Source organism: Roseivivax sediminis, from assembly GCF_900112685.1.
Taxonomy (GTDB): domain Bacteria; phylum Pseudomonadota; class Alphaproteobacteria; order Rhodobacterales; family Rhodobacteraceae; genus Roseivivax; species Roseivivax sediminis.
In genome coordinates, this window is sequence record NZ_FOMS01000003.1 from 39,404 (window position 1) to 65,350 (window position 25,947).

At 67.3% G+C, this 25,947-nt stretch carries 24 protein-coding genes; 6 read left to right on the forward strand and 18 right to left on the reverse strand.

The genetic code is table 11. The features are described from left to right. Positions 1 to 280 precede the first annotated feature (280 nt). The 4 genes from F3H57_RS05820 (at position 281) to F3H57_RS05835 (ending at position 3,301) form a co-directional block, all read left to right on the forward strand. Positions 281 to 1,495, forward strand: a complete 1,215-nt coding sequence (locus F3H57_RS05820) for a GTP-binding protein (RefSeq protein WP_149754963.1) — start codon at positions 281 to 283, stop codon at positions 1,493 to 1,495. Beyond that, positions 1,492 to 2,124: a DUF1826 domain-containing protein gene (locus F3H57_RS05825; protein WP_149754964.1), complete on the forward strand. Its 633-nt coding sequence runs from the start codon at positions 1,492 to 1,494 to the stop codon at positions 2,122 to 2,124. Before F3H57_RS05820 ends, F3H57_RS05825 begins: the two co-directional genes overlap by 4 nt. Further along, entirely contained in the window at positions 2,121 to 2,399 is a 279-nt protein-coding gene (locus tag F3H57_RS05830) for a DUF6525 family protein (RefSeq protein ID WP_149754965.1), read from the forward strand. Before F3H57_RS05825 ends, F3H57_RS05830 begins: the two co-directional genes overlap by 4 nt. 275 nt (positions 2,400 to 2,674) lie before the next feature. After that, the gene (locus tag F3H57_RS05835) at positions 2,675 to 3,301 is read left to right on the forward strand and encodes a YcbK family protein (protein WP_188129611.1); all 627 of its coding nucleotides are present in this window, start codon (positions 2,675 to 2,677) and stop codon (positions 3,299 to 3,301) included. 83 nt (positions 3,302 to 3,384) lie between these two features. Here F3H57_RS05835 and F3H57_RS05840 read toward each other — a convergent pair whose 3' ends face one another. From F3H57_RS05840 to F3H57_RS05880, 9 genes are all read right to left on the reverse strand, one after another. Beyond that, positions 3,385 to 4,695, reverse strand: a complete 1,311-nt coding sequence (locus F3H57_RS05840) for an LVIVD repeat-containing protein (protein ID WP_223162979.1) — start codon at positions 4,693 to 4,695, stop codon at positions 3,385 to 3,387. Next, a complete protein-coding gene (locus F3H57_RS05845) occupies positions 4,692 to 6,218 on the reverse strand; it encodes a tripartite tricarboxylate transporter permease (protein ID WP_149754967.1) in 1,527 nt (508 codons plus the stop codon). The genes F3H57_RS05840 and F3H57_RS05845 overlap by 4 nt, the downstream gene beginning before the upstream one ends. A 10-nt stretch (positions 6,219 to 6,228) precedes the next feature. Then, positions 6,229 to 6,771, reverse strand: a complete 543-nt coding sequence (locus F3H57_RS05850) for a tripartite tricarboxylate transporter TctB family protein (protein WP_149754968.1) — start codon at positions 6,769 to 6,771, stop codon at positions 6,229 to 6,231. Between the two features lie 81 nt (positions 6,772 to 6,852). Beyond that, the gene (locus F3H57_RS05855) at positions 6,853 to 7,869 is read right to left on the reverse strand and encodes a Bug family tripartite tricarboxylate transporter substrate binding protein (protein ID WP_149754969.1); all 1,017 of its coding nucleotides are present in this window, start codon (positions 7,867 to 7,869) and stop codon (positions 6,853 to 6,855) included. Positions 7,870 to 8,026: 157 nt separating this feature from the next. Further along, entirely contained in the window at positions 8,027 to 8,779 is a 753-nt protein-coding gene (locus F3H57_RS05860) for an ABC transporter permease (protein WP_149754970.1), read from the reverse strand. Positions 8,780 to 8,783: 4 nt separating this feature from the next. Then, positions 8,784 to 9,599, reverse strand: coding sequence for an ABC transporter ATP-binding protein (locus F3H57_RS05865; protein ID WP_149754971.1), 816 nt, complete (start codon positions 9,597 to 9,599; stop codon positions 8,784 to 8,786). Further along, the gene (locus F3H57_RS05870) at positions 9,599 to 10,423 is read right to left on the reverse strand and encodes an ABC transporter permease (protein ID WP_149754972.1); all 825 of its coding nucleotides are present in this window, start codon (positions 10,421 to 10,423) and stop codon (positions 9,599 to 9,601) included. Before F3H57_RS05870 ends, F3H57_RS05865 begins: the two co-directional genes overlap by 1 nt. A 67-nt stretch (positions 10,424 to 10,490) precedes the next feature. Continuing rightward, entirely contained in the window at positions 10,491 to 11,483 is a 993-nt protein-coding gene (locus tag F3H57_RS05875) for an ABC transporter substrate-binding protein (RefSeq protein ID WP_149754973.1), read from the reverse strand. Positions 11,484 to 11,903: 420 nt separating this feature from the next. Continuing rightward, positions 11,904 to 12,590 carry a fumarylacetoacetate hydrolase family protein gene (locus F3H57_RS05880; protein ID WP_149754974.1) on the reverse strand — a complete coding sequence of 229 codons (687 nt, stop codon included), beginning with the start codon at positions 12,588 to 12,590 and terminating at the stop codon, positions 11,904 to 11,906. A 139-nt stretch (positions 12,591 to 12,729) separates the two neighbouring features. On the opposite strand from F3H57_RS05880, the gene F3H57_RS05885 reads away from it, so the two are divergent. After that, positions 12,730 to 13,422, forward strand: a complete 693-nt coding sequence (locus F3H57_RS05885; RefSeq protein ID WP_149754975.1) for a FadR/GntR family transcriptional regulator — start codon at positions 12,730 to 12,732, stop codon at positions 13,420 to 13,422. Positions 13,423 to 13,460: 38 nt separating this feature from the next. Here F3H57_RS05885 and arsB read toward each other — a convergent pair whose 3' ends face one another. Further along, positions 13,461 to 14,474, reverse strand: coding sequence for an ACR3 family arsenite efflux transporter (gene arsB / locus F3H57_RS05890; RefSeq protein WP_149755230.1), 1,014 nt, complete (start codon positions 14,472 to 14,474; stop codon positions 13,461 to 13,463). Between the two features lie 650 nt (positions 14,475 to 15,124). Between arsB and F3H57_RS05895 the strand changes: the two genes are divergently transcribed. Beyond that, the gene (locus tag F3H57_RS05895) at positions 15,125 to 17,131 is read left to right on the forward strand and encodes a TonB-dependent receptor domain-containing protein (RefSeq protein ID WP_188129612.1); all 2,007 of its coding nucleotides are present in this window, start codon (positions 15,125 to 15,127) and stop codon (positions 17,129 to 17,131) included. Positions 17,132 to 17,233: 102 nt separating this feature from the next. On the opposite strand, the gene F3H57_RS05900 is transcribed toward F3H57_RS05895, so the two are convergent. The 8 genes from F3H57_RS05900 to F3H57_RS05935 all read right to left on the reverse strand — a co-directional run bounded on the left by F3H57_RS05900 (position 17,234) and on the right by F3H57_RS05935 (position 25,926). Further along, a complete protein-coding gene (locus F3H57_RS05900) occupies positions 17,234 to 17,728 on the reverse strand; it encodes a nucleoside deaminase (protein ID WP_149754977.1) in 495 nt (164 codons plus the stop codon). Then, positions 17,721 to 18,680: an ABC transporter ATP-binding protein gene (locus F3H57_RS05905; protein ID WP_149754978.1), complete on the reverse strand. Its 960-nt coding sequence runs from the start codon at positions 18,678 to 18,680 to the stop codon at positions 17,721 to 17,723. The genes F3H57_RS05900 and F3H57_RS05905 overlap by 8 nt, the downstream gene beginning before the upstream one ends. Further along, positions 18,677 to 19,645: an ABC transporter ATP-binding protein gene (locus tag F3H57_RS05910; protein WP_149754979.1), complete on the reverse strand. Its 969-nt coding sequence runs from the start codon at positions 19,643 to 19,645 to the stop codon at positions 18,677 to 18,679. The genes F3H57_RS05905 and F3H57_RS05910 overlap by 4 nt, the downstream gene beginning before the upstream one ends. After that, entirely contained in the window at positions 19,642 to 21,075 is a 1,434-nt protein-coding gene (locus tag F3H57_RS05915; protein ID WP_223162980.1) for a chlorohydrolase family protein, read from the reverse strand. Before F3H57_RS05915 ends, F3H57_RS05910 begins: the two co-directional genes overlap by 4 nt. Then, a complete protein-coding gene (locus tag F3H57_RS05920) occupies positions 21,072 to 22,247 on the reverse strand; it encodes an amidohydrolase family protein (protein ID WP_149754980.1) in 1,176 nt (391 codons plus the stop codon). The genes F3H57_RS05915 and F3H57_RS05920 overlap by 4 nt, the downstream gene beginning before the upstream one ends. Positions 22,248 to 22,251: 4 nt before the next feature. Further along, positions 22,252 to 23,232: an ABC transporter permease gene (locus F3H57_RS05925; protein ID WP_223162981.1), complete on the reverse strand. Its 981-nt coding sequence runs from the start codon at positions 23,230 to 23,232 to the stop codon at positions 22,252 to 22,254. Next, entirely contained in the window at positions 23,225 to 24,217 is a 993-nt protein-coding gene (locus F3H57_RS05930; protein ID WP_149754981.1) for an ABC transporter permease, read from the reverse strand. The genes F3H57_RS05925 and F3H57_RS05930 overlap by 8 nt, the downstream gene beginning before the upstream one ends. A gap of 131 nt (positions 24,218 to 24,348) precedes the next feature. After that, positions 24,349 to 25,926 carry an ABC transporter substrate-binding protein gene (locus tag F3H57_RS05935; RefSeq protein WP_149754982.1) on the reverse strand — a complete coding sequence of 526 codons (1,578 nt, stop codon included), beginning with the start codon at positions 25,924 to 25,926 and terminating at the stop codon, positions 24,349 to 24,351. Between the last annotated feature and the right edge of the window lie 21 nt (positions 25,927 to 25,947).

Sequence of the window (25,947 nt, forward strand, 5' to 3'; positions counted from 1 at the left end):
CCCTCCTGAGATATGCGTCGAACGCGCAGTCTGGCGTGGTCTGAGGCGGCGGTGCAAGCGCGCCGCGCCGTCCCGGCCGACGTGTCTCGATGATGTAGCGATGCCAGATATGTCGTTGCCGCGGTAGAGGGCGGGACCGGCGCGGGTGGTCCGAGCGGATGGGCCGGCGAGGGTCCGGCGGCGAAGCCGACCTGCGTCTGCCGTTCGTCCGCGAAGGGGGTTGGCGTCCGGCAGAACCCGCGTTATACGTAATGATATAACATATCAAGCAGGTATCGCCATGACCCAGACCGACGCCCGCCTTCCCGTCACCGTGCTGTCCGGCTTTCTCGGTGCCGGCAAGACGACGCTCCTCAACCGCGTGCTCAACAACCGCGAGGGCCGCCGCGTCGCGGTGATCGTCAACGATATGTCCGAGGTGAACATCGACGCGGACCTCGTGCGGGACGGCGGCGCCAATCTCAGCCAGACCGAGGAGACGCTGGTGGAGATGACCAACGGCTGCATCTGCTGCACCCTGCGCGACGATCTTCTGGACGAGGTGCGCAAGCTCGCCGCCGAGGGGCGCTTCGATTACCTCCTGATCGAGTCGACCGGCATCTCCGAGCCGCTGCCCGTGGCCGCGACCTTCGAGTTCCGCGACGAGGTTGGCGACAGCCTCTCTGACGTCGCCCGGCTCGACACGATGGTCACGGTCGTGGACGCGGTGAACCTGCTGAACGATTACGCCAGCCACGATTATCTCAGCGACCGGGGCGAGACGATGGGCGAGGCGGACGAGCGCACGCTGGTTCACCTGCTGACCGACCAGATCGAGTTCGCCGACGTGGTGATCCTCAACAAGGTCTCCGATGCCGGAGCGGACCGCGCCGATGCCGCGCGGCGGATCATCCGCAGCCTCAACGCCGATGCCCGCATCATCGAGACCGACCATTCGGACGTCGCCCCGGGCGAGATCCTCGATACCGGCCTCTTCGATTTCGAGAAGGCGCACGAGCATCCGATGTGGGCCAAGGAACTTTACGGCTTCGCCGACCACGTGCCGGAGACCGAGGAATACGGCGTCGCCTCCTTCGTCTACCGCGCGCGGCAGCCCTTCGATCCGGGCAAGGTACTGAAGGTGCTGAACGGCGACATGCCCGGCGTGATCCGCGCCAAGGGGCATTTCTGGATCGCCACGCGGCCCGATTGGGTGGCCGAGTTCTCGCTCGCCGGGGCGCTGTCGTCGATCACGCCGCTGGGGCAGTGGTGGGTCTCGGTGCCGGAGGCGCGCCGCCCCGATCACGACAGCGCCCGCGCCTATCTCGCCCGGCACTGGGCGGAGCCGTGGGGCGACCGCCGGCAGGAACTGGTGTTCATCGGCTCGGGCATCGACTGGCCGGCGCTGAAGGGGCGGCTCGACGCGGCGCTGGTGCCCGAGCATCTGGCGTCGGGGCCGGATGCGCTGCCCGATCTGCCCGACCCGTTCCCGGCCTGGCGGAGGGCGGCGGCATGATGCTTCATTCCTTATTTCGCCCGGCGCGGATAGACGGAGTCGTCTCCACTCCGCAGCCGGACGGGCTGTGGCTGATCCGCTCCCCGGAGGTCGGCGGCGTGATCTGGCAGCGCCGGCCGCTCGCCGCGTTCCAGGCCTGGCTCGACGGTCTCGACGCGGCGCAACTCCCGCGCGCCCGCGTGGTGCTGCGCCCGGACGCCGTCCGGGCCGCGGCGACGGCAGCCTGCGAGAGCGCCGCGACCCCCGACGGGCCGGAGCGGCGGCGCTTCATCGACGACGTCGCGGCGCTGGCGGACATCTTCGCGGACGTGATGGACGCGCGTTGGTTGCGCCTGCGCTTCGATGTCGTGGACGGCAATGCCTGCCGCCGCTTCCACACCGACCGGGTGAGCGCGCGACTCGTCTGCACCTATCGCGGCACCGGCACGCAATACGGCCTTGGCGGGACGGGCGATCCGGAAGCGATTCGCACGGTGCCGACCGGCGCGCCCTTCGTGATGCGCGGCACGCTCTGGCCGGTGCGACCCGATCCGGGCCTCGTGCACCGGTCCCCGCCGATCGAGGGCAGCGGCGAAACCCGCTTGCTGATCGTCCTCGATCCCGTCGATGAACCTTGCGAGGAAACATGAGCCGCAATCTCTCGACCACCCTGCCGCGACGCCGCCGGCGGGGGGATCCGATGCGGGACTACGATTCCCTGCCCGCACCGCTGCGCGCCTGGCTGGCGCAGGCGGTCCTCCCGTGGTCGCCCGTCTCGTGCCGTCGGATCTGGCACATGGGGCGTGCCGAGGGAGCGCCGCCCGATGTCATTCTGGCGCGGCTCGACCGCGCGGAGCGCAAGGCCCTGTCGCGCGATCGGTACGGGGCCGAGATGCAGTTGTCCCGCATCCGGGCCGAAGGCTGACAGATGGTGCGGGTTGCAGTCTCCCCGCCGGGTGCCGGATTGCGCAACGCAAGCCCCGATATCGCATGGCGGAGGCGCTGGGTTCGTCCTCGCGCCGCTCCGGCGGAGCGCCAGCCCGGGCGTGGCTCGCGCAGCGCGAAGGGCCGGTGGCTGAAGAAGCCGACTCAATTTCCTTGCCGTCTGCCGCCATCGCCTGCACTCTGGCCAATGAGGCGTTCAGGCAGACGCCTTAATCGAGATCCCGGATAACGGGACCGAGCAGTATGAGGCAAAACATGACCCCACGACCCGTTCCCGCGGGCCGCTTCGACCGGCGCAGCATGCTCTGCGCCCTCGGCGCGAGCCTGAGCGTACCGTTGCTGTCAGGATGCGGCCTGCGCCGCCGCCATGAACCGCTTCCGCCCCCGATGCGCGCCGGAACGCGGCTCGACGCGGTGTTTCCGCAGGTGGACAGCTATCTCGACGTCAGGAACGCCCATACCGACGAGCGCGTCGCCGTCCGCTTCATGTCGGACGGGCGCGAGAACCGCAGGGCCTTGCGGCGGTTGGACTGGATGTTCCGGGACTGGCGCGACGAAGAGGCGCCGGACATCGATCGCCGGATCTACTGGGCACTGGCAGCCATGTCGAACGCCGCGAAGCGCAACGGACATTCGGGACAGGTCACGCTGCTGTCGGGCTACCGCACGGCGCACACCACGAACCTGTTGCAGAGCCGCGGCGCGGGCGCGTCCTCGACCAGCTACCACATGAGACGGCGCGCGGCGGATATCCGGTTCGAGGGCATTCCCCCGCAGCAGATCGCCCAGCTGGCCGAATGGCTCGAGGTCGGCGGCGTCGGGCGCTACGGCTCGCGGTTCACCCACATCGATTCCGGACCGGTCCGGACCTGGGGAAGCTAGCTCCGGGACACCGCGAGATTGGATGACGGTCGCGGCGGCAGCCCAGAGAGACACCGCCGGGTTCTCACCCGGCGGGGCGCATCTTACGGCGCCTCGCGTTCGAGGATCTCCAGCCCGCGATCGCGGTCGAGCAGGTAGATCACGCCGTTGTCGTCGACGGCGACATCGTTGCTCTGCGGGGCCGGGTGGTCGCCGAGAGGTTCCGGAACGTAATGGCCGATCTCGGTCGGGCGCTCCGGCTCCGCCAGGTCGATGATACGAAGCCCGCCGGAAAACCACGCGGCATGGAGCTCGGTGCCCCGCACGACCTCCTCGACCTGGTGCAGGCCGAAGCGGCCCTCGGCCCGCGCGTACGGGCTTTCGTGCGTACTCAGGTGAAAGGTCGAAATCGGCTTGATCGCGGCGGGGTCGCCGACGTCCATCACCCACAGGAAGGCATGCGGTTGGCCGGGGATGTGGTCGTGTTCCTCGTCGCACATGACCGCGATGTCGCGACCGCCGATGCGCTCGGGCAGTTTGAGGAAGGTATGCGTGGGCTCGGGGAAGGGCGGGTGGTAGTTGTAGCGTCCGATTTCCCTCGGCGCGCGGATGTCGGAGATGTCGAGCGCCACCGCCCCGCCGTGCCAGTAGGCGGCCCAGAGCGTGTCGCCTTCCCGCAGGGCGTGGTGCAGACGGGTCCGGCGCCCCTCCCAGTCCGGGGTCTCTCCTGCACCGACATGCTGGCCCGGCATGTGCCAGCGGCTCACCTCCTGCGGGGCGGTGGGGTCGGCGATGTCGTAGATCACCAGGATATTGCCAAGGTAGCCGGGCATCTCCGTGGAAATGTAGGCATAGCGGTCGTCGACATCGAAGCGGTGCACGCCGACGCCGCCGGTGCGCCGATGCACCAGAAGGCGCGGCTGCGCGCGGTCGGAGATGTCGAAGATCCGGAAGCCGCCCTCGTCGTAGGGGTCGTCCAGCTCCCTGCGCAGGTCCGCAAGCTGGTCGGTGTCCACGCCCAGCTTCCCGGCGATCTCCGCCTCGCTCGGCGCACGCCCGAGATCGTCCCGAAGCTGCGTCTCGGCGGGCGCGATCCCTTCTGCCTTGCGCAGGAAGTGCCGGCGGTCCTGCTCCACATTGGCGAACAGAAGGTTGCCGACCACCCGCACCTTGTGGGTGTGCGATCGTGGGCTCGGCGGCGGAATCTGTGCCACGATCCGCGGCGCGGCGGGGTCGCGCACGTCGATGATGCTGGTGCCGTCCGGCGGGCGCATGTGGCCGACATAGGCATAACCGTCCTGCACGACGACCTGGCCGCCGCCCTGGATGTCCAGCCGGGCCAGCCCGCGCACCCCGGCGCGGGAGGCGCTTTTCGGCTCGCGCAGCACATCGGGGTTCATCGTTGCGGATGTCATGCCTGTCTTCCTTCTTCGTCTTGGCCGTTGCCCCGCCGCAGCCGGGACATGATGAAAGGTGCCACCAGCGAGAAGGCCAGCATCGCCCAGAGCCCGATCGCCACGGGGCTCGAAAAGAACACGGTCGCGTCGTTGCCGCTGATGCGCATGGCGCGCATGAAGTTGGCCTCAAGAATCGGGCCGAGGATGATGCCGATCAGGATCGCGACAACGTGGTAGCCCGTCTTTCGCGCCACGAAGCCGATGATGCCCATCACCAGGGCGAGTCCCATGTCGAAGACGTAGGCGCGCGGCGCGAAGGCCCCGACGAGCGTGAACACCACGATCACCGGCGCCAGAACGGTCGTCGAGATCAGCACGATCCGCGACAGGTAGCGGGTCAGCGGCAGGATGGTGAAGAGCATCAGCAGGTAGCTCACCAGCATCGTCGCGAAGACGCCGTAGGCCAGTTCCGGCCGGGTGGTGAACAGCTGCGGGCCAAGCTGCACGCCGTGATAGGTCAGCACCACCAGCATCACCGCGGCGGTGCTGCCGCCCGGCACGCCGATCACCAGAAGCGGGATCAGGCTGCCGGACCCCACGCCGTTATTGGCTGCCTCGGGCGCCATGACGGCTTCGGGATGGCCGGTGCCGTAGGCTTCCGGCGTCTTCGAGAACAGGCGCGATTGCTGGTAGGCCACGAAGGCCGCGATGGAGGCGCCGGCCCCCGGCACGGCGCCGATCACCAGACCGATGATGCTGGTCCAGACGATATGCCACCAGCGCGCCAGCGCCATGCGGATGCCCTCGAGGCTCTCGGACCAGCCGGAATTCAGCATCCGCGCGCGCCCGCCCTCGCTGAGGACGGAGGTCTTCTCGAGCATAACCAGCGCCTCGGAAATGGCGAAAAGCCCGATCAGCGCGGGGATCAGCGGCATCCCGTCGTAGAGTTCCAGAAAGCCGAAGGTGCCGCGCGGCGTGGAATAGATGTGGTCGGTGCCGATGGCGCCGATCAGCAGGCCGAAGAACCCCGCGATCAGCCCCTTGAGGGTGTCCTTCGCCGCGATCAGCGCGATCAGGATGATGCCGAACAGCATGATCACGACCATTTCGACGCTGTGCAGGTAATAGGCGACGCGCGACAGGTACGGCAGCAGGAACAGCGCGAGCGTCGCGGTGATGGTGCCGCCCACGGTGGAGGCCACGAAGGTCAGCACCAGCGCCTGTTGCGCCTTGCCCTTCTTGGCCATCGGGTATCCGTCGATCGTCGTCGCCGCGGCCCCGCCGGTGCCGGGTATGTTCAGAAGGACCGCCGGGATGCCGCTGCCCATGTGCGATGCGACGTAGAGCGCCACCATGAAGGTCAGCGCCATGTCGATCTCCACCGCCAGCGTGAATGGCAGCAGCATGATAATGGTGTTCTGCGCGCCGAAGCCCGGAATCGCGCCGATGGTGATCCCGATCGTGGTGGCGATGAGGATCAGCCACCAGTACGAGAAGGCGGTGGCGACAAGGTCGCCCAGGAAGGGAAGGGTGATCTCCATGGGTCCCCGCTCAGGCCAGGCCGACGGCGACGCGGAAGGCGTCGACGGCGGGTTTCAACAATGTCTCGAAAGGACCGCTGGGGAACTGCGTGCGCAGCGCCACGATGAACAGCACGTACCCGGTGAGCGCGGCGATCCCGGAAATCAGCGCCGCCCGCGTCCAGGGCAGCCGCGCGATCGTCAGCAGGCTCGCGAAGAGGAAGCTGAACACGCCGAGCGTGAAGCCCAGCACGGACACCATGTTGATGAAGGCCACGATGTAGACCAGCAACAGCGCCTGACGCACGAGCCCGTCGCGTCCCGTGAAGGTGCCTTCGAAAGACACCCTTGCCCGACCGTCGCGCAGTCGCAGGACGGTACGCAGCCCGAACAACGCCAGCAAGACACCGAGCACGATGGCGACGAAGAGGCCGCTTATCATGGCCTCCCATCTCAACGCGCTGATCGAGATCACGTAGTAGACGGCGAACGCCGCGGCGATTGCCGGAATGATCCAATCCGGACCGGTCTGTTCCGGCGCCGGACGCTCGGTTCCGTGTCGTTGGTCGGCCATGGGGTTTCCTTTGCGGCGCACGGTTTATGCCCGCGCGCCGCGAGGGCGCGCGGGGACTTCTGCGAAGCCGGTCGGGTCAGATCAGCCGCTCAGCACGTCCTGGTAGCGGCGCGCGAGGTCGATGATCGTCTGGGCGCTTTCCTGACAGGCCTCGGCGTCGGTGTACTCGATGAACTCCCACGGCGTGCCGGCCTGCTTCACCGCGTCTTTGTATTCAGGGGCGTCGAACACCTCCTGCAGGGTGGTGAGCAGCGTATCGACCCGTTCGGGATATTCCTCGTAGGCCGCGCGCTGGAGCGCCCAGGTGCGCTGTCCCTGAAGCGCGGGCATGTCGAGACCGAGCGCCTCGTTCAGCGGCGGGGCCTCGTTGGTCATTCCCGGCACCCGGTTGCGGCCGGTAAAGACTCCGAGGAAACGGATCTGGTCGGACAGGCTCAGCGAGGAGCTCATGAAGGTCGCGCAGCCGTCGACCTCACCGGTCACCGCGGCCGACCGCGCGGCGCTGCCGCCGCCATACGGGATCATCCGCACGTCCATGCCGGTTTCCTCGGCCAGCAGCAGCGCGCCGATGGTCGACGGGTGGGGCAGGCGGCTGGTGGATAGCGTGATGGTGCGCGACTGGCCTTCCTCGATCAGGTCCTGGATCGTCTCGAACTTGCTGTTCTGCGCCACCCAGATCACGGAGTCGTCGACGTCGATGCCCGCGAGGTAGAGGAAATCCTCAGGATACTGGAAGTCCGGGTTCTGCGTCGCGTACATGATCATTTCGGGCGCGATATTGCCGAACAGCAGGTTGTAGACGTCCGCGTCGCGCCGGTTGAGGTAAAGCTCGTAGCCCACCTGGCCGGAGGCGCCGGGGTAGTAGCCGAACTCGAAGTTGGCACCGATGATGTCGGACCAGACGCGTGTGAAGGCCCGCGCGGCCCGGTCGACGCCGCCGCCTTCGCCGGTGGGGATCACGACGCTGAAGTCGCGCGACGGAAATTCCTGCGCGAAGGCCGGCGAGGCAGTGCCAAGCCCCAGTGCTCCGGCGCCCGCAACGGCGGCCGAGCTGTTCAGGAACGAACGGCGCGTGATGGATTTGGCGTGCTTGGTCATGTCTCCTCCCGAGAGATGTCGTGGATTTGAGATCGCGCCATTTCCTGGCGTCTTGTCGGCTGACCGGTCGCGGCATTCCCGCTGCCGGTTTCGTCGGCGGGCGTGGCTGCATCCCCGGTCAAGCCGTTCTTTCCGTATGCCGGCAGCGCCCGTTCCGTCAGGAGCGGTTGCCGGCGTAGTATTCGACCCTGGCTTCGAGGCGGTTGATCAGTTCGGCCAGCGACAGCGCGAAGGCGAACAGGATCAGGATCAGCGCCCAGAAATGGGCCATCAGGAAGTTCTGGGAATAGAGCGAGAAAAGCGCCCCGACACCGATGATCGACACCAGGAGCTGGCCGATCACGACCCCCTTCACCCCGCGCACCACGCCGAGCCGGATCCCGGCGAGGATCTCGGGCAGGGCCGACAGCAGGATCAGCTTCATCCTCTGGCCGCGCGAGGCGCCGAAGGACCGGCTCATGTCGATCAGCGAGGGCGAGGCGTGCAGGACGCCGGCCCGGGTGTCGAGCGCGATGATCCAGACCGCGAACATGAACACCGTCGCGACCACGGTAGGCGAGCCCATGCCGAAGAGGATCATGATCACCGGCACCAGCGCCGAGAGCGGCGCCGACAGGAAGATGTTCACCCACATGTTCAGGATCTGGTCGGCGCGCTTGACCATGCCCATCAGGAGGCCCAGCCCGACCCCGACCACGATGGCGAGCGCGAGGCCCGACAGGTAGCTGACCACGGTGATGCGCGCGGCCTCGGCGAAGCTTGCCGTGCCGATGACCTCCGGCAGCGACGCCAGCACCTCCGAGAAGGGCGGGAACATCAGCAGAAGGTCGAACTGGCCGACGATCTCCCAGATCACGACCCAGACGAGCAGCGCCGCGGCGGCGGGAACGCGGTATCCGTAGATTTCCATGCTCTTACTCCACGTAGGTGCGCAGGCCGGCCCAGATATCGTCGATGAGGTCGAGATACTCGGTCGTGCGGCGGATCGCCTCGGGATCGCCGGAGCGGTCGATCTCGGGCGTGACGATCTGCGCCACCCGGCCGGGCCGCGGCGACAGCAGCACGATGCGGTCCGACAGGTAGACCGCCTCCTCGATCGAGTGGGTCACGAGGATGAAGGTCTTCTTCTCGATCTCGCGCAGGCGGATCAGGTCTTCCTGGAACTTGCGGCGGGTCTGCTCGTCGACCGCCGAGAACGGCTCGTCCATCAGCAGGACGTCGGCGTCGACGGCCAGTGCCCTGGCGAGGCCGACGCGCTGGCGCATGCCCCCCGACAGCTCGTGCGGGTACTTTTCTTCGAACCCGGCAAGGCCGACCTCGTTGATGTAGTGGCGCGCGCGCTCCTCACGCTCCCGTTTGGCCACGCCGCGGACCTCGAGCCCGTAGCCGGCGTTCCGCAGCACGGTGGCCCATGGCATCAGCGCGAAGTCCTGGAAGACGAAGGCGCGTTCCGGCCCCGGACCCTTCACCGGGGCGCCGTTCACGCGGACCTCACCGTCGGTGGGCTTCAAGAGGCCCGCGACGATCTTCAGGAGCGTGGTCTTGCCGCATCCCGACGGGCCGAGAAGGCTCGTCATCTCGCCGCGCCGGAAGTCGAGATTGATGTTCTCGAGTGCGGTGACGTTGCCGCTGTAGACCTTGTGGATGCCCTCCACCTCGATGATCGCGTCCGGCGCGTCGGCCGGTGCCACGGGCGCGCCGGCATGTTCGGTTGCGCTGGTCATGTTCATCAGACGCCTCTCTTTTCGGGACGGAACAGGGTCATCTCGAGCCGGTGCAGAAGCGACACGGCGATGACCGCCAGGGCGACGATCGAGAAGATGGCCGCATACATGTGGGCGAACTTGGCGACGGAGCGATTGAAGGTGATCAAATCGCCGATGCCCGTCGGGGTGATCAGCAGTTCCGCGAGGACCGCGCCGGAAAAGCCTTCGGCGACGCCGAGGCGAATCCCCGCGAACATCATCGGGCTTGCCGCCGGAAGGATGATCCCGAGGATCTGCTGGCGCCGCGAGCCCATGAAGGAGCGCGACATGTCCACCAGCGACGGCGGCACGTTGCGCACCGCCTTGTAGCTGTTGATCGCGATGACCGGCAGCGACAGCATCACCACGGCGAGCACCTTGGACGCCAGCCCGATACCGTAGACGAAGGTCACCAGCGGGATGAGCGCGGCCATCGGCGCGGCCTGCATGGTGATGAAGATCGGCAGCGAGAGCCATTCGACGTCGCGGCGAAGCCCCATGCCGACACCCGCGCTGATCCCCACGGTAAGCGAGATCACGAGGCCGATCGCGAGGGGCTCGAAGGTGCGCAGATAGGCCTTGGCCATCGACCCGTCGGTCAGCATCTCGAAGAGTGCGGCCATGGTTTCGAGGAAACCGGGGAAGGCGTAGTTGAAGTCGATCCGCCCCGCGAATTCCCATGCGCCGAAGAGAATGGCGAGCGAGACGATCTTCCAGAAGGCCGGCGTATCGGACAGCGCCGAGGCCCATCGGGTGGTCAGGCCGTGCGCGGGCCCGCCCGCGTTGTCGGTCCGGGACATGGATGCCATTGGGCACTCCGCTCCTGATTTGGTGTCCGCGCGGCTGAAGCGCCGCGCGGAGAATGTGCCGGGTCGATCAGTTCGCGGCTTTCGCGGCTTCGAGCAGATCGAAGTTCCAGAACCGCTCCGGGTCGATCTCTTCGGGATCGCCGCTCACCTGGCCCGCGGCCGCGAGGAACGCGATGTCGTCGGCCACGTCCGACGGCTCGCCGCCATCGGTCGGGTAGACGCCGTTCTCGACCGCTTCGGCGTAGTAGGGCACGGCCTCCGAGGCGACGTTGTCGGGCAGGTCCTGCAGCAGGCCGTATTCCGCGCGCAGCTCACCCACGATCTCGGGGTTCTCGGCGATGTCGGCCCAGGTGCCGAGCAGTTCCTCGACGAAGATCTGCATGTCCTCGGCCCGCGCTTCCATCACGTCGGTGGTGGCATAGAGCGCCTCGTCGGTGGCGTTCACGCCTTCGAGCGGCAGGCGCTGGAACTTGTCGCCGCCTTCCTGCTGGAGCAGCCGGAAATTCGCGGCGTCCACGATCGTTGCGTTGACCGTGCCCTGCAGCATCGCGCCCGCGCGCACCTCGGAGCCGGGGACGTAGGAGATCTGCGAATACTCGATGCCGTGCTTCTGCTCCATCAGCCGCATCAGCGCTTCGGTGCCCGACCCGCGCGAATGCACGGTGACCTCTTCGCCGTCGAGATCCTCCCAGCCGGAATAGACATCGGAGTTCACCACCGGGAAGAACATCAGCGTCGACATGCGGTAGAACATGCGGATCGGCGCGTCGGAGTTCTGGATGAACGCGTAGGGGGCACCGACACCGATATCCACCTCGCCGGACAGGACCGCCTGCACGGCGACGTCCTCGGAATTGAAGAAGGTCATCTCCATCGGCACGCCGCGTTCGCCCGCGCGCTCCATCGCGATGAGAAGGTTGAGGCTCTCGACGCTGGCGATGTCGCCCAGTGCGACCTGCAGCGGCTCGTCCTGCGCGAGCGCAGGCGCGCCCGAGAGCGCGACCGTCGTGGTCAGCGCGCCGGCCGCGGCGCGCATGAAACTGCGTCTTTCCATGGTCATTGTCGTTCCTCCCTCTGGTACGCGGATGCGGCGCACCCGCCGGATCGTGCCACGATCCCGTGACTTCCCGCCTTGCACCGCCGTGGCGGCGTCTGCTGCCGGCTCCCCTTTCCGGCGCCCGCATTGCGGGACTGCCGAAACCAATAACCGATCAATCTGCCCGAGTCACGCGCTAATCCAAATTGATCTGGATTGGTTCAAAGATTCAGGCATCTGGCAGTCCGGAGGGCCGGCGCGCGCTCGCGCGGCCAGCCGCGCAGGCTTGCAGCGGCGCGAGGGCCGGAGAGAGGGGGCGCGGCCGAGCCTGGCGTGCTTCTGTGGGAGGGGGGGCGATTTTCCGAGACGGCGAAGTGCCGGCGCGGCCGGCAAGATTCTGGCGGCCGCGCCGTGAGGGGTGCAATGCCCTGTTTTTTAAAGGTATCAGGCGACCTTGACGGTCATGGAGCCCAGCCCTTTCACGGACATCTCCATGGTGTCGCCGCGCGTGATCGGACCGACGCCGGCTGGCGTTCCCGACAGTATGACGTCGCCAGAGGCGAGTTCGAACATCTCGGAAAGGTAGGAAATCATCTCGGGCACCTTCCAGATCATCTGGTTGAGGTCGCCCTCCTGCTTTACCTCGCCGTTCACCTTCAGCTCGATTCGGCCTTCGGACAGGTGGCCGACCTCGGACGCCGGGTGTACCGGCCCAACCGGCGCGGAGCGTTCGAACGCCTTGCCGATTTCCCAGGGGCGACCCATCTTCTTCATCTCGCCCTGGAGATCGCGGCGCGTCATGTCGAGCGACAGGCCGTAGCCGTAGACGTGGGACAGCGCATCGTCGACGGCGATGTTGCTGCCGCCCGATTTCAGGAACACGGCCAGTTCGACCTCGTAGTGCACGTCGGAGGTGTGCGCCGGATAGGGAAATTCGCCGGAAGGGTCTAGATTGTCTGGGTTTTTCTGGAAGAAGAAAGGCGGCTCACGGTCCGGGTCGTGGCCCATCTCGACCGCGTGTGCGGCGTAGTTGCGGCCGATGCAGTAGACCCGGCGCACCGGAAAGCGGCCATCGCTTCCCACGACCTCAAGGGCGGTGACGGGCGGCGCGTTCGTGACGAAATCTGGCATTGCGTTCTCCTCGACGTTTCGCTCCAGTACGTGCTACTTCAGCTGGGCGACAAGATCAATCTGAACCAATGTAAAAAATGGTGACAGGCCTGGATCAATCCGGTAGTCTCGCCGTCAATCGGAATTACAGGGTATCAACGTGCTTACGCGCCCAGATCAGACGCAGACCGAAGATCCGACCGAACGGCTGCTGGCCTTCATCGCCGCGCAGGATCTCGCGCCAGGCGACCGCCTGCCGGCGGAGCGCCACCTGATCGAGATTCTCGGGGTCGGGCGGTCGGCGCTGCGCAAGGCGCTCGATCAGCTGGAGCGGGACGGGGCGATCTGGCGTCATGTGGGCAAGGGCACGTTCGTCTCGCGCGTTGCCGCCGAGACGTCGCGGCCCGACGCCTTTTCCGGCATCGGCGCGCAGCTGACGCCGTTTCGCATGATGCGCGCGCGGATCACCATCGAACCGGCCATCGCCCGCGAAGCCGCCGCGAACTGCTCGCGCGAGGCGCTGGCCCGGATCCACGGCGCGCTGGCACGTCAGCGGGCGGCGGCGAGTTGGACCGAATACGAACGGCAGGACGACCAGCTTCACCGCGCCATCGCCGAGGCGGCGGACAACGCCCTCCTGCTTGCGCTTTTCGACAGCCTCAACCGGGTGCGGCGCGAGGTCGCCTGGGGCTCGGTCACACGTAGCTCGGCCCGGCCTTCGAGCGATCATTCCAGCTTTGCCGAACACGATGCTATTGCCGAGGCCATCGAGGCCCACGACCAGGAGGCGGCCTTCCAGGCGATGCGCGCGCACCTCAAGTCCGTGGCATCGCGCCTCTTCGACGACATGTGAATTGCGCGGCGCCGGGCGTGGCGTCCCGAGCGCCCGGCTCAAGTCTGTGGGAAACGCTGTCGGGTGCGGTTGGCAAAGGCGACGAGCGACAGCATCACCGGCACCTCGACAAGGACACCGACCACGGTGGCGAGCGCGGCGCCGGAATTGAGCCCGAAAAGGCTGATGGCCACGGCGACGGCAAGCTCGAAGAAATTCGACGTGCCGATCATCGCGCAGGGCGCGGCGATCCGGTGCGGCACTTTCAGCCACCAGGCCGCGCCGTATGCGAGCGCGAAGATGCCGTAGCTCTGGATCAGGATCGGCACGGCGATGAGTACGATGGTCAGCGGCCGGTCCAGGATCACGCTGCCCTGCAGCCCGAACAGGATCGCCACCGTCACCACGAGGCCGATGATGGACGCGGGCTTCACGCGGGCGGTGAACGCGTCGATCCGTGCCGCCGACCCCAGCGCGCGGCGCGTGACGAGTCCGGCGGCCAGCGGCAGCACCACGTAGAGGACGGTGGCGAGAACCAGCGTCTGCCACGGCACCTTGATCTCGGTCACGCCGAGGAGGAGCGCCACGATGGGCGCGAAGGCGACGATCATGATGAGGTCGTTCACCGAGACCTGGACGAGCGTATAGGTCTCGTCCCCGCGCGTCAGCTGCGACCACACGAAGACCATCGCGGTGCAGGGCGCGGCGCCGAGCAGGATAAGCCCCGCGACGTATTGCGCCGCATCCTCGGGCGCGATGAACGGCGCGAACACGACCTCGAAGAACAGCACGGCAAGCCCGGCCATGGTGAACGGCTTGATCAGCCAGTTCACCGCCAGCGTCACGAGCAGACCTTTCGGCTGTCGCGCGACGCCCGAGACTGCGCCGAAATCGACGCCGACCATCATCGGGTAGACCATCGCCCAGATGAGCACGGCGACCACGAGGTTGATCTGCGCGACTTCGGCCGCGGCGATCGCCTCCACGAGGCCGGGGGCGATCTGCCCGACGGTGATCCCCACCATCATGGCGAGCCCCACCCAGACGCTCAGCCAGCGTTCGAAGCGGCCCATGGCGGGCGCGGATGCGTCGGTCACTGCACTCTCCTGTCCAGGTTGGGCCCCAAGCCGTTGCCGATAGCCCGGCCTCTCGGGCCTATGCCGTTGATGTGTCAGTCGGGTGGCGGTCTCACAGACGCGTAAAGGCGTCCGGCGCAGCGGTCGCTTAGCAGGCATCACAGCCCTGGGCCAGTGGGCGATCAATGACCGAACGCCGGAACAGGTGGCGGCCGGAGGGCTTTGGAAACCGGACCGGGTGGCGGTTCAGCGGCACGGCGATCTTGATTCGCCCTCGAGGGGCAGGGCCCCGAGGTCGCGGCGGACGCGCGCGACCACCTCGGGGCGGCCACCCGCCGCCGGACGAAGGGAAGGGCCGCCGCCAGGTGACGGTTCGAGGTCGGAGCCTTGCGGATACGCAGAATCGGTCGCGCATTCCGAGGTGAAAGGAGCATGCGAATCCCACGTCAATACCTGACAAAAATACAATGAATTTCGATTGCGAACATCGCGTCGAGTGGCTAAGAGGCCCGCATACGGCGATATTTCGCCGACCGCATCCAGCCAGGTTCCTCCCAGCGATATCCGCCGCGCCGGTCTACCGGCGCCCGATCCGCTGTCTTTTGCCCGCAGCACGCATGCGCGGCGGGCTGGGAGGTTCCCGTTCTATGTCCATGTCCGTCCCCTATCGTCAATTCGCACTTCCCGGCGCGGTGGCCACGAGCCTTGCCGCGCCGCTGGCCCAAGCCCAGACAGCGGACGAGGCCGCCTACGATCTTGAGACGCTGGTCATCACGGCGTCTGGTTTCGAACAACGGATCGCGGATGCGCCCGCGTCGATCACGGTGATCGGTTCGGAGGAGTTCGAGGGACGCGCGAACGAGACGGTCGTGGACATCGTCAAGGACGTCGCGGGCGTGACGATCGAGCAGGGGGGCAAGCTCAGCGGTGCGACGGTCAGCATCCGCGGGCTGCCCGAGGACTACGTGCTGTTCCTCGTCGATGGAAAGCCCGTCGGCTCCACCGAGGAGGCGTTCTACAACGGCTGGGGCTCGGGGCAGAAGACCGGCTACCTGCCGCCCGCCTCGGCGATCGACAGGGTCGAGGTGATCCGGGGGCCGATGTCCTCGCTTTATGGCACGGACGCGGCCGGGGGCGTCATCAACATCATCACCAAACCGGTGCCGAGCACCTGGGAAGGCAGCCTGACGCTCGGCACCACGGTCCCGCAGGACGAGGACACGGGCCATTCGCGCGAGGGACGCTTCTACCTCAGCGGTCCGATCGTCGAGGACAAGCTTGGCCTCACGCTCTACGGTCAGGCACATGACCGCGAGGCGGACAGCTTCGTGCCCGGTATGCCGGAGGGGCAGCGCCGCACGCTCGGCGGCAAGCTCAGCTGGTCGCTGAACGAGAACAACGATCTCGATTTCGAGGTGCGCCGCACGCGGCAGGATTTCGAGGCCACCGAGGACAACGCGACGCGCACCGGCGACGTGCAGAACGAATTCCTGAGCTACGGGCTGACCCATACGCTGCGCTGGGGCGCCGGGTTCGAAACCACGACGTTCCTCATCGACGAGAATGTCGACATCAGCAACGGCGATCTCGAGTCGAGCTATGGCAAGACCGAGTTCAACACCAAGACGAACGTGACTCTCGGCCGGCACACGCTGACCTTCGGCGCGGACTATACCGAGGAGACGACCGAGCACGACGAGGCGCGGTTCAGCCCCTCGGTCGCGACCGGGCTGGAGCGCTGGCACTACGCGCTCTTTGCTGAGGACGAGTTCCAGATGACCGACGATTTCGCGCTGACGCTGGGGCTGCGCTACGACGAGAACGAGAATTACGGCAGCCAGATCACGCCTCGTGTCTACGGGGTCTACAAGGCGACGCCGAACCTCACCATCAAGGGGGGCATCAGCGGCGGCTACAAGGTGCCCGAGCTCAAGCAGGCGGACGACCTCATCGCCGAACCGTCCGGCGGGCCGCGCAACAACGCGCTCGACATCGGCAACACCGACCTCGAGCCCGAGGAAAGCACGAATTACGAGATCGGCGCAGTCTGGGACGCACCCTCGGGGCTGCAGCTCGGCGGGACGATCTACCACACGACTTTCCGCAACAAGATCGATCGCGAAAGCCTGTGCGACACGCCCGAGGAGGACCGGTTCCAGCTCGGCGGCCAGACGTCGGGCACCTGCTCTTACGGTGGCGTCGACAACTACGTCTTCACCAGCGAGTACGTGAACCGCGAAAACGCGCGGCTGAGCGGCGTCGAGCTGACCTTCGACATGCCGTTCGGCGATTTCGACCTGTCCGGCAACTACACCTACGCCGACAGCGAGATCACCAGCGGCGATGCCGAGGGCGATCCGTTCACCAACACGCCGATGCACAAGGTCAATCTCGGCCTCGACTGGAACCCGGCGAGCAGCGCGCTCGGGGCCTGGACCGACGTGAACTACCGCAGCGAAACCAACGTCGTGGCCGAGGACGACCCGGTGCCCGGCTACACGCTGGTCGATTCCGGCATGACCTACGATTTCAACGACAGCTTCACCGGCGCCTTCGCGGTCTACAACGTCTTCGACAAGCAGATGGACAGCGAAACCTACGGGCAGATCCTCGACGGACGGCGCTTCTACGTGGGGCTGACCAGCCGTTTCTGAGGCGAAGCGGGCCCCGCCAGCGCGGCGGGGTCCTTACGAGCTTCTCCGTCCGGACGTGACGGGGACGCCCCGTCCGGCGCGGAAGCGATTGCCGGACTTCGCCTAGTGCCCGCTCACGTGGCGCGCCCATCGGGCCAGCACCTCGGCCGCGCGGTCTGACTGGTGCTGCGCGCTCTGCATGGTCCGATCGCCGGCGGGCAGGCCGCATTGCTCGCGCATCGCGCCCACGTCGACCGGAAACCGCGCGCTCTCGGGCAGGCCGCCCAGATGCGCGCCGGCCGTGTCCATGTCGGCGGCGTAGTAGAGTTCGGACACGCCCGCGATCATCATCGCCGCGACGCAGAGCGGGCAGGGCTCGCAACTCGAATACAGCTGGGTGCCGCGCAGGTCGACGGTGCCGAGGGTGCGGGCGGCGTCGCGGATCGCCTCGGTTTCGCCGTGGCTCGTGGGGTCGTGGTTCAGCACCGACCGGTTGATGCCCTCGCCCACGACCGCGCCGTCCTTGACGACGACGGCGCCGAACGGCTCGGTGCCCGGCGTCGTCAGCGCCTCGGCCGAAATCGCGATGGCGCGGTGCAGGAAGGCGGGATCATACATCGGTGTTCTCGGCGGCGGCGAAACAGGCGACGCGGCGGTCGTGGACCCGCGGCTCGCGCTCCGGTCGCTCGCGCGTGCAGCGGTCGAAGGCGAGCGGACAGCGCGGGTGGAAGCTGCACCCCGAGGGCGGCGAGACCGGGGAGGGCACCTCGCCCCCCATCGGCGCGCGGTCGCGCTTTGGCGCCTCGAGGTCCGGGATCGTGTCGAGCAGCATCCGGGTGTAGGGATGCAGGGGCGTGGCGAAGAGGTCGGCGGTCGGCTGGATCTCGACGATGCGGCCGAGATACATCACCGCGATCACGTCGGCCATGTGACGCACCACGCTCAGGTCGTGGCTGATGAAAAGATATGTCAGCCCCATTTCGCGCTGGAGCCGCTTCATCAGGTTCAGGACCTGCGCCTGCACGCTGACGTCGAGCGCCGAGGTCGGCTCGTCGCAAACCAGGAATTCCGGCTCTCCCGCGAGCGCGCGCGCGATGGAGATGCGCTGCCGCTGCCCGCCGGAAAACTCATGCGGGTACTTGACGGCATCGGCGGGCGACAGGCCCACCGTGTCCAGCAATTCCTCCACTCGCGCGGTCACCTGGGCCTCGGGCGCCTGCGGGTTCAGCGTGCGCAGCGGTTCGGCGACGATCCGGCCCACGCGCCAGCGCGGGTTGAGCGAGGCGAACGGGTCCTGGAAGATCATTTGCATCTTCTCGGGATCGCCGTTGAAGCGGATCTTGCCGCCCGACGGGGCGTGCAGGCCCGTCACCAGCTTGGCGATGGTCGATTTGCCGCAACCGCTTTCGCCGACGAGGGCGAGGGTCTGGCCGCGCGCGATGTCGAAATCCACCCCGTCGACGGCGCGCAGGGTGCGGCGCGGCTTGCGCTCGATCACGCGATTGAGCCAGGGGGCGGAGACGTCGAAGCGGCGTTCCAGCGCGTCGACTTCGAGGATGGCCTCGGTCATGCGGTCTCTCCTTCGAGCGTCAGCCAGCAGGCGGCGCCGGTTCCGTGGGTGCGCGGGATCTCCCGGCGGCAGCGCGGCCCGGCATGGGCGCAGCGCGGGTTGAAGGCGCAGCCGGCCGGGATGCTGCCGAGCCGGGGCATCGAGCCGGGGATCATCCGCAGCTCGCCTTCGTCGCTGTGCAGGCTCGGGATCGAGCCCATCAGCCCCTCGGTATAGGGGTGCTGCGGGCGGCGCACCACGTCCTCCACCGCGCCAAGCTCGGCCAGCCGTCCGGCATACATCACAGCAACACGGTCGGCAGTCTCCGCGATCACGCCCATGTCGTGTGTGACCAGCATCACCGCCGTGCCCCGATCGCGGCAGAGCCGTTTCAAGAGCGCCGTGATCTGCGCCTGGATCGACACGTCGAGCGCGGTGGTCGGCTCGTCGGCGATGATGAGCTCGGGCTCGGCGCAGAGGGCTAGGGCGATGACGATGCGCTGGCGCATCCCGCCCGAGAACTGGTGGGGATAATTGTCGATACGTTCCTCTACCGCGGGGATGCCGACCTCGCGCATGAGGTCCATCGCGCGCTGCCGGGCGGCGGACTTGCCCAGCTCGGTGTGCAGGTGGATCGTCTCGACAAGCTGGTCGCCGACGCGGAAGAGCGGGTTGAGAGAGGTCAGCGGGTCCTGGAAGATCGCACCGATACGCCGGCCCCGGACCCTTTGCATATGCGGTTCGGTGAGCGTGTCGATCCGGTCGCCGGAGAGGTGGATCTCGCCGGCGGCGATGCGGCCCGGCGGCTCAAGCAGGCCGAGGATCGCCATGCCGGTCATCGACTTGCCGGCCCCGGACTCGCCGACGACGCCGAGGATCTCGCCCCGCTCGATGGTCAGGGAGATATCGTCGACGGCGGTCAGGGTGCCGTGGCGGGTCGGAAATTCGACGCGCAGGTTGCGCACGTCGAGGACGGTCTGGGTCATTCTGCCCTCCGGTAGCTGGGGGTGAAGATCTCGGACAGGGGCGGGTGCCCGACGGTGCGGTCGGGGTATCTGGCGATCAGCCGGTCGAACTGCGCCTGCGCCCGCGCGATGTCCTCCACGGGGTCGATACCGGGGATCCGGCGATCCTTCATGACGCGGCGACCGTCGATCCAGACGTCGCGCACGTCGCGGCCCGAGGCGCCGGTCATCAGCGTCTGGATCGGGTCGGGGGTCTGGAGCGTCTGCGACAGGTCGATGACAGTGATGTCGGCGCAGGCCCCGGGGCCGAGGCGGCCGAGGTCGTCGCGCTTCAGCGCCCGTGCGCCGCCGAGGGTCGCCGCATCGAACAGGTCTTCGGAGCGGACGGCCCCTGCGCCCTCGGTGATCCGCGCGGTCATCATGCCGAGTTGCATGTTGAGGATCATGTCCGCCGGCCACGTGTCGGTGCCGAGCCCGATATTGATGCCGCGCGCGCGGCAGCCGGTGAAGCTGCGCAGCGTCCCGCCGTGGCGGGCCGCGACCAGCGGGCAATGCACGAGCGTCGCGCCATGCTCGGCCATCAGCGCGAAGTCGCGGTCCTCGGCATGGGTGCCGTGCGGCAGGAGCCAGTTCGCCCCGAGCGCGCCGATCCGGGCAAGCCAGTCTATGGGTGTCGTGCCGTGCTGCTCGCGCACGAGCCGCAGTTCCGTCGGCGACTGGCAGCAATGCTGGCGCACCGGCGCGCCCACTTCCGAAGCGATCGCTTGCGTGCGCTGCAGCAGCGCCTCGGTGCAGGTCTCGATCCGGTCCGGGGCGAACATCGCGCGGATGCGCCCGCCCGCCGTGCCGTCGACGCGCGCCGCGAAGGCGGCGGCGTCCTCGAGCCCCTGCATCCCGCGCGCCTCGTCATAGACGGCGCGAATGTTGCCCGCGGTATCGGTCACTTGTCCGCCGGTGCGGTAGGCTGGGCCGAGATAGACGCGCAGGCCCAGCTCTTCGGCGGCCGCGGCGGCGGCGTCGAATTCCGCCACCGTCTCTGCCCATTCGCGATAGAAGAGCGAGGCGATGGGCAGCGCGGTGGTGATCCCGTTGCGGATGAGATGCGCGAAGGCGAACCGTTTCTGGTAGGCAAGTTCCTCGGGCCCGTACATCTCGTAGGGCCCGGCGGCTACGTAGCTTTCGGGCCAGACGCGGCCCGTCTTCCAGGCCGGGCCGTTGTCGTAGCCGAGGATCGTCGTGTCGAGATCGCTCAGCGCGTCGAGGTCGACGAACCCGGGCGACAGGACCGCCTCGCCGTAGTCGATCCGCTCGGCCACCTCGCCGTCGAAGGCGCCGCCGGCATGGATCACGCGCGCCCCCTCGATGACGACGCAGCCGTTTTCGTGGATGACATGCGCGCCGCCAGCGAAGGCGACGACCCATCGGGCGGAGAGGAGCGTGCGATGGGTCACGGGGCCTCCCGCACGCAGATTCCGTCGCGCGCGACGACCGCGCCGCCCTTCAGCACCAGCTTGCGCGGGGCGCGCATCGCGACCGCCTCGGCCAGTGCCTCGCCCTCGACCAGCACGCAATCGGCGCGGTCGCCGACATTCAGCCCGTAGCCTTGGGTCTCCATGATCGCGGCGCCGCCGTAGGTACAAATATCCAGCGCCATCTCCACCTCGTCGTCGCGGCGCAGGTTGTTGCGCTGACTGATGAACATCGCCCGTTCCAGCATGTCGGTGTTGCCGAACGGTCCCCAGGTGTCGCGTATGCCGTCGGAGCCCGAACCGGTCAGGATGCCCGCCGCCTTCAGTTCCTTCACCGCCGGCACGGGCACGGCGGACGGCGCGGTGGTGATGATGTGGATCCCCGCCTCGGCCAGCCGCGCGTGCAGCTCTGCCGCGTAGGCCCGGTTGGTCATGCCGAGGCAGAAGGCGTGGCTGATCGTCACCTTGCCCTGCATCCCGTGCGCCAGCGTGCGCGCGATGATCTCCTCCATCGAAAAGCCGCCCAGGGCGTCCTGTTCGTGCAGGTGGATGTCGATCGGCTTGCCGTGCTTCTCGGCCAGCGCGAAGACGGCATCGAGATGGCCCTTTGGGTCGCGCTCGATCCCGCAGGGGTCGATGCCGCCGACGAGGTCGGCACCGAGACTCAGCGCTTCGTCCATCATCTCGACCGTGCCGGGGCGCGGCATCATGGAGGATTGCGGGAAGGCGACGATCTCGATGTCGACGAGCCCGGAGAGCTTCTCGCGCGTCGCCATCACGCCCTCGACCCCGGCGAGCCCGTGATGGGTGTCGACATCCACGTGGCTGCGGATCTGCGTCGTGCCCTTGCTGACCGACAGGATCGCCTGGCGTTCGCTCTGCACCTGCGGATCGAGACCGAGCGACACCTTCACCTCGCGCTCGTTGGTGATCTTGTCGATCAGCCGCGGCCCCACCTCGTTGCGATACCACGCCATCCCGAGAAGCGACTTGTCGAGATGGGTGTGCGCCTCCACGAGGCCGGGGATCAGGATGCGTCCGCCGCAGTCGATGACCTCGCCTCCTTCGGCCGCCTCGGCCGCGAAGCGGCCCCCGGCGATATGCAGGTCGGTGGCGGGGCCGCCCATGGGGCGGCAGTTCTTGAGCGTTGTCATATTCTTATCTCAGTTTTGGATTGAGCGCGTCGCGCAGCCAGTCGCCGATCATGTTGACCGACAGCACGATCAGGCAGAGCTGCACCGCCGGGAACACCACGATCCACCACAAGCCCGAGAACAGGTACTGGTTGCCGATCCGGATGAGCGTGCCGAGGCTCGGCTGGTCGGGCGGCATGCCGACGCCGAGGAAGCTCAGCGTCGCCTCCGACAGGATCGCGAGGCCGAAGTTCAGCGTCGCGGCCACGAGGATCGGCGTCAGGCAGTTCGGCAGGATGTGGTGCAGCATGATCCGCCACGGCTTCACCCGGATGAGGCGGGCGGCCATCACGTATTCCTTCTTGCGCTCGACCATGGCCGAGGCGCGGACTGTGCGCGCGTACTGCACCCAGGACGGCACGGCGATGGCGATGATCAGGATCGGCGCGGCGAGGACATCCTTCAGACCGGCCGGCAGCGACGCGGTCGCGACGGCGGTGATCAGGATCGCGATCAGGATGAACGGCATCGACAGCAGAACGTCGCCGATCCGCATGATCACGTTGTCGACCCAGCCCCCGACATATCCCGCGATGAGGCCCAGGCTCAGCCCCACCGCCAGCGCGACGATCACCGAGGCGAAGCCGATGACGAGGCTGATGCGCGAGCCGTAGAGGATTGCCGACAGGATATCGCGCCCCTGCGTGTCGGTGCCGAGAAGGTAAGGCCATTGCCCCTCGGCGTTCCAGATCGGCGGGATCTCCGCGTTCCAGAGCACCAGCGACGCGAGGTCGTAGGGGTCCTGCGGGGTGATGACCGGCGCCAGCAGCGCGGTCAGCGCGACCAGCGCCAGGAGGCAGACCGCGAAAACGGCGCTCGGGTGGTTCGTGAACGAATGCCAAAGGTCGGTTTGGCGGAGCGCTGCGAAGCGCGTGCGCCGGACCGGTTCGGTCGTGGCGTCGGTGGCGATGGTCTTCGGGTCGGATGTCATGGAGATATCAGCCATTGGCCCCTCCGGCCTTGACGGAGTCGTCGCGCAGGCGCGGATCGACCCATGCGTAGGTCACGTCCACAAGCGTGTTCAGCGCCACGAAGATGAAGGAGACGAGCAGCAGGTACGCCGCCATCACGGGAATATCGACGAAGGTCACCGCCTGGATGAACAGAAGGCCCATGCCGGGCCACTGGAACACCGTTTCGGTGACCAGGGCGAAGGCGATCAGGTTGCCGATCTGCATCCCCGTCAGCGTGATCACCGGCATCAGGCAGTTGCGCAGCGCGTGGACCCAGTTGATCCGGCCGCGCGGCACGCCGCGGGCGCGGGCGAACTTGACGTAGTCGGCACGCAGGGTCTCCAGCATCTCTGCGCGCACCAGGCGCATCACCAGCGTGATCTGGAAAGTCGAAAGAGAGATGGCCGGCAGGACCAGCGCCGCCCGTCCCGACGGGGTCAGCAGGCCGGTGGACCACCAGCCGATATCGACGGTCTCGCCCCGTCCGAAGGCCGGCAGCCAGCCGAGACTGACCGAGAACGCCAGGATCAGCAGGATGCCGACCACGAAGGAGGGCAGCGACACGCCGATGATCGACCCGAGCTGCAACAGATTTGCCAGCCGTGACTTGTGGTGCACCGCGGTAATCACCCCTAGCGGGATCCCGACCACCAGCGAGATCACGGTGGCCACGAGCACCAGCTCGAAGGTCGCCGGGAAACGCTCCCCGATCAGCACCATCACGTCCTGCTGGTTGCGGTAGGAGATGCCGAAATCCCCCTGAACCGCGTTCACCACGAAACGTCCGTACTGGGTCGCGAAGCTGTCGTTGAGGCCCAGCCGCTCGCGCAGCTCGGCGCGGTCGGACTGGGTGGCCTGTTCGTTCACCATCATCTCGACCGGATCGCCGAAGAACCGGAAGATGACGAAGGCCAGAAGCGCCACGGCCAGCATGACGAAGACCGCATTGGCCGTGCGCTTGATCAGAAAGGCGAGCATGGATGTGGTCCTCCGCGGACCCCGCACGGAAAGCGAGTGCCCTTGTTCTTCTTCTCGTCGAAAATACTCTCAGGGGGTCCGGGGGATGAAATCCCCCGGCGGATCGGATCGCGCCAGCGATCCGAAACCACTCACCCCTCGCTTCCGACCCGTGCGAACCAGAGCCGTGGCTTGTTGTCGGGAAAGAGCGGCATCTCGGTGACCTCGTCGGTGACCGCCCAGGCCATCGGCTGTTGGTGCAGCGGGATCATGATGATCTCCTCCTTGACGATGCCGAGTGCTTCGGTTTCCAGCGCGAGCCGCGTCTCGGTGTCGAGCTCCTGGCCGGCCTCCTGGATCAGCGCGTCGAGTTCGGGGAAGGACCAGCCGCCCCAGTTGAAGACGCCGGAATTGCCCTCCTTCGAATGGAAGATCTGCAGGAGCGGAGAATAGGCGTCGAGCATCGGCAGCGTCGCCCAGCCGAGCGTGTAGACATCGGTCGTGCCGCCCGTGCGCTTCGGCGTCTGTACCGCGCGTGGCGCCACGTCGAGTTGCGGGGCGAGGCCGATCCGCGACCACATCGCGGCGATGGCCTGGCAGAACTGTTCCTCGTTCACGAGCCCGTCGGACAGGCAGTTGAATTCGAATTCCAGACCTTCGGGAACGCCGGCCTCCTCCAGAAGCGTGCGCGCGGCTTCCGGATCGAACTCGGGAACGGTATCCAGTTCCTCGGCATAACCGGGGATCGGCGGGGCGACCGTGGCGCCGGCGACACGGGACTTGCCGCGCATCACCTTCTCGTGGATCAGTTCAAGGTCGATCGCCTTGTAGAGCGCCTCACGCACCGCCTTGTCCTTGAAGGGGTTGGGCTCGCCGGTCGACAGCGTGTCGCGGAAGGGAAAGCCGATCATCACGGTGCGAAGGTCGACGCCTTCCAGCACTTCGACGTTCGGCGCGGCCGCAAGGCGCGGCAGGTCCTGCACAGGCGCGTCGTTGGTGAAGTTGATCTCGCCCGACAAAAGCGCCGCCACCCGCGTCGCAGCAGAGCTCACCGGCGTAAGTTCGATGCGGTCGAGGTTGTGCTGCGGCTCGTCCCACCAGTCGGGATTGACCACGAAGGTCGTCTTGGCGTCCGGCTGGCGGCTCTCGACGATGAAGGGGCCGGTGCCGTTGGCATTGTAGGTGGCGTAGCCCTCGGTCCCTGCGCCGATATCGGTGGGCAGGAGCGAGTCGTTCTCTTCCATCCACTCCTGATCGAAGATGTGGATGTTCGTCAGGTCGTTGAGCAGCAGCGGATAGGTGCCGTTCAGGGTGATGTCGACGGTGCGCTCGTCCACCGCCTCCGACGATACATAGGCCGGCAGGTTGCCCTTGAGCGGCGAGGTCTCGTGGCTGACGCGTTCGAGCGATGCGACGACATCCTTCGCCGTGAACGGGTTGCCGTTGTGGAAGGTCACGCCTTCGCGCAGGATGAACCGCCAGGTGACCTGATCCTCCAGGATCTCCCAGGACTCGGCCAGCGCCGGCTCGATCTCCAGATCGGCGTTGTAGCGCACCAGCCCCTCGTAGACGTGGTTCAGCACGTTGATGGTGAAGCTGTCGCCGTAGGAATAGGGGTCGAGCGATCCGATGTCGCGGTTGGCGCCCCATTTCAGAACATTCTGAGCCTCGGCGCCGCCGGCCAGGCCGGCCACCGCTACGGAGGCGAGAAGAAGATGTCTGATCGTCATGCCTTCGGTCTCCCTGTCAGA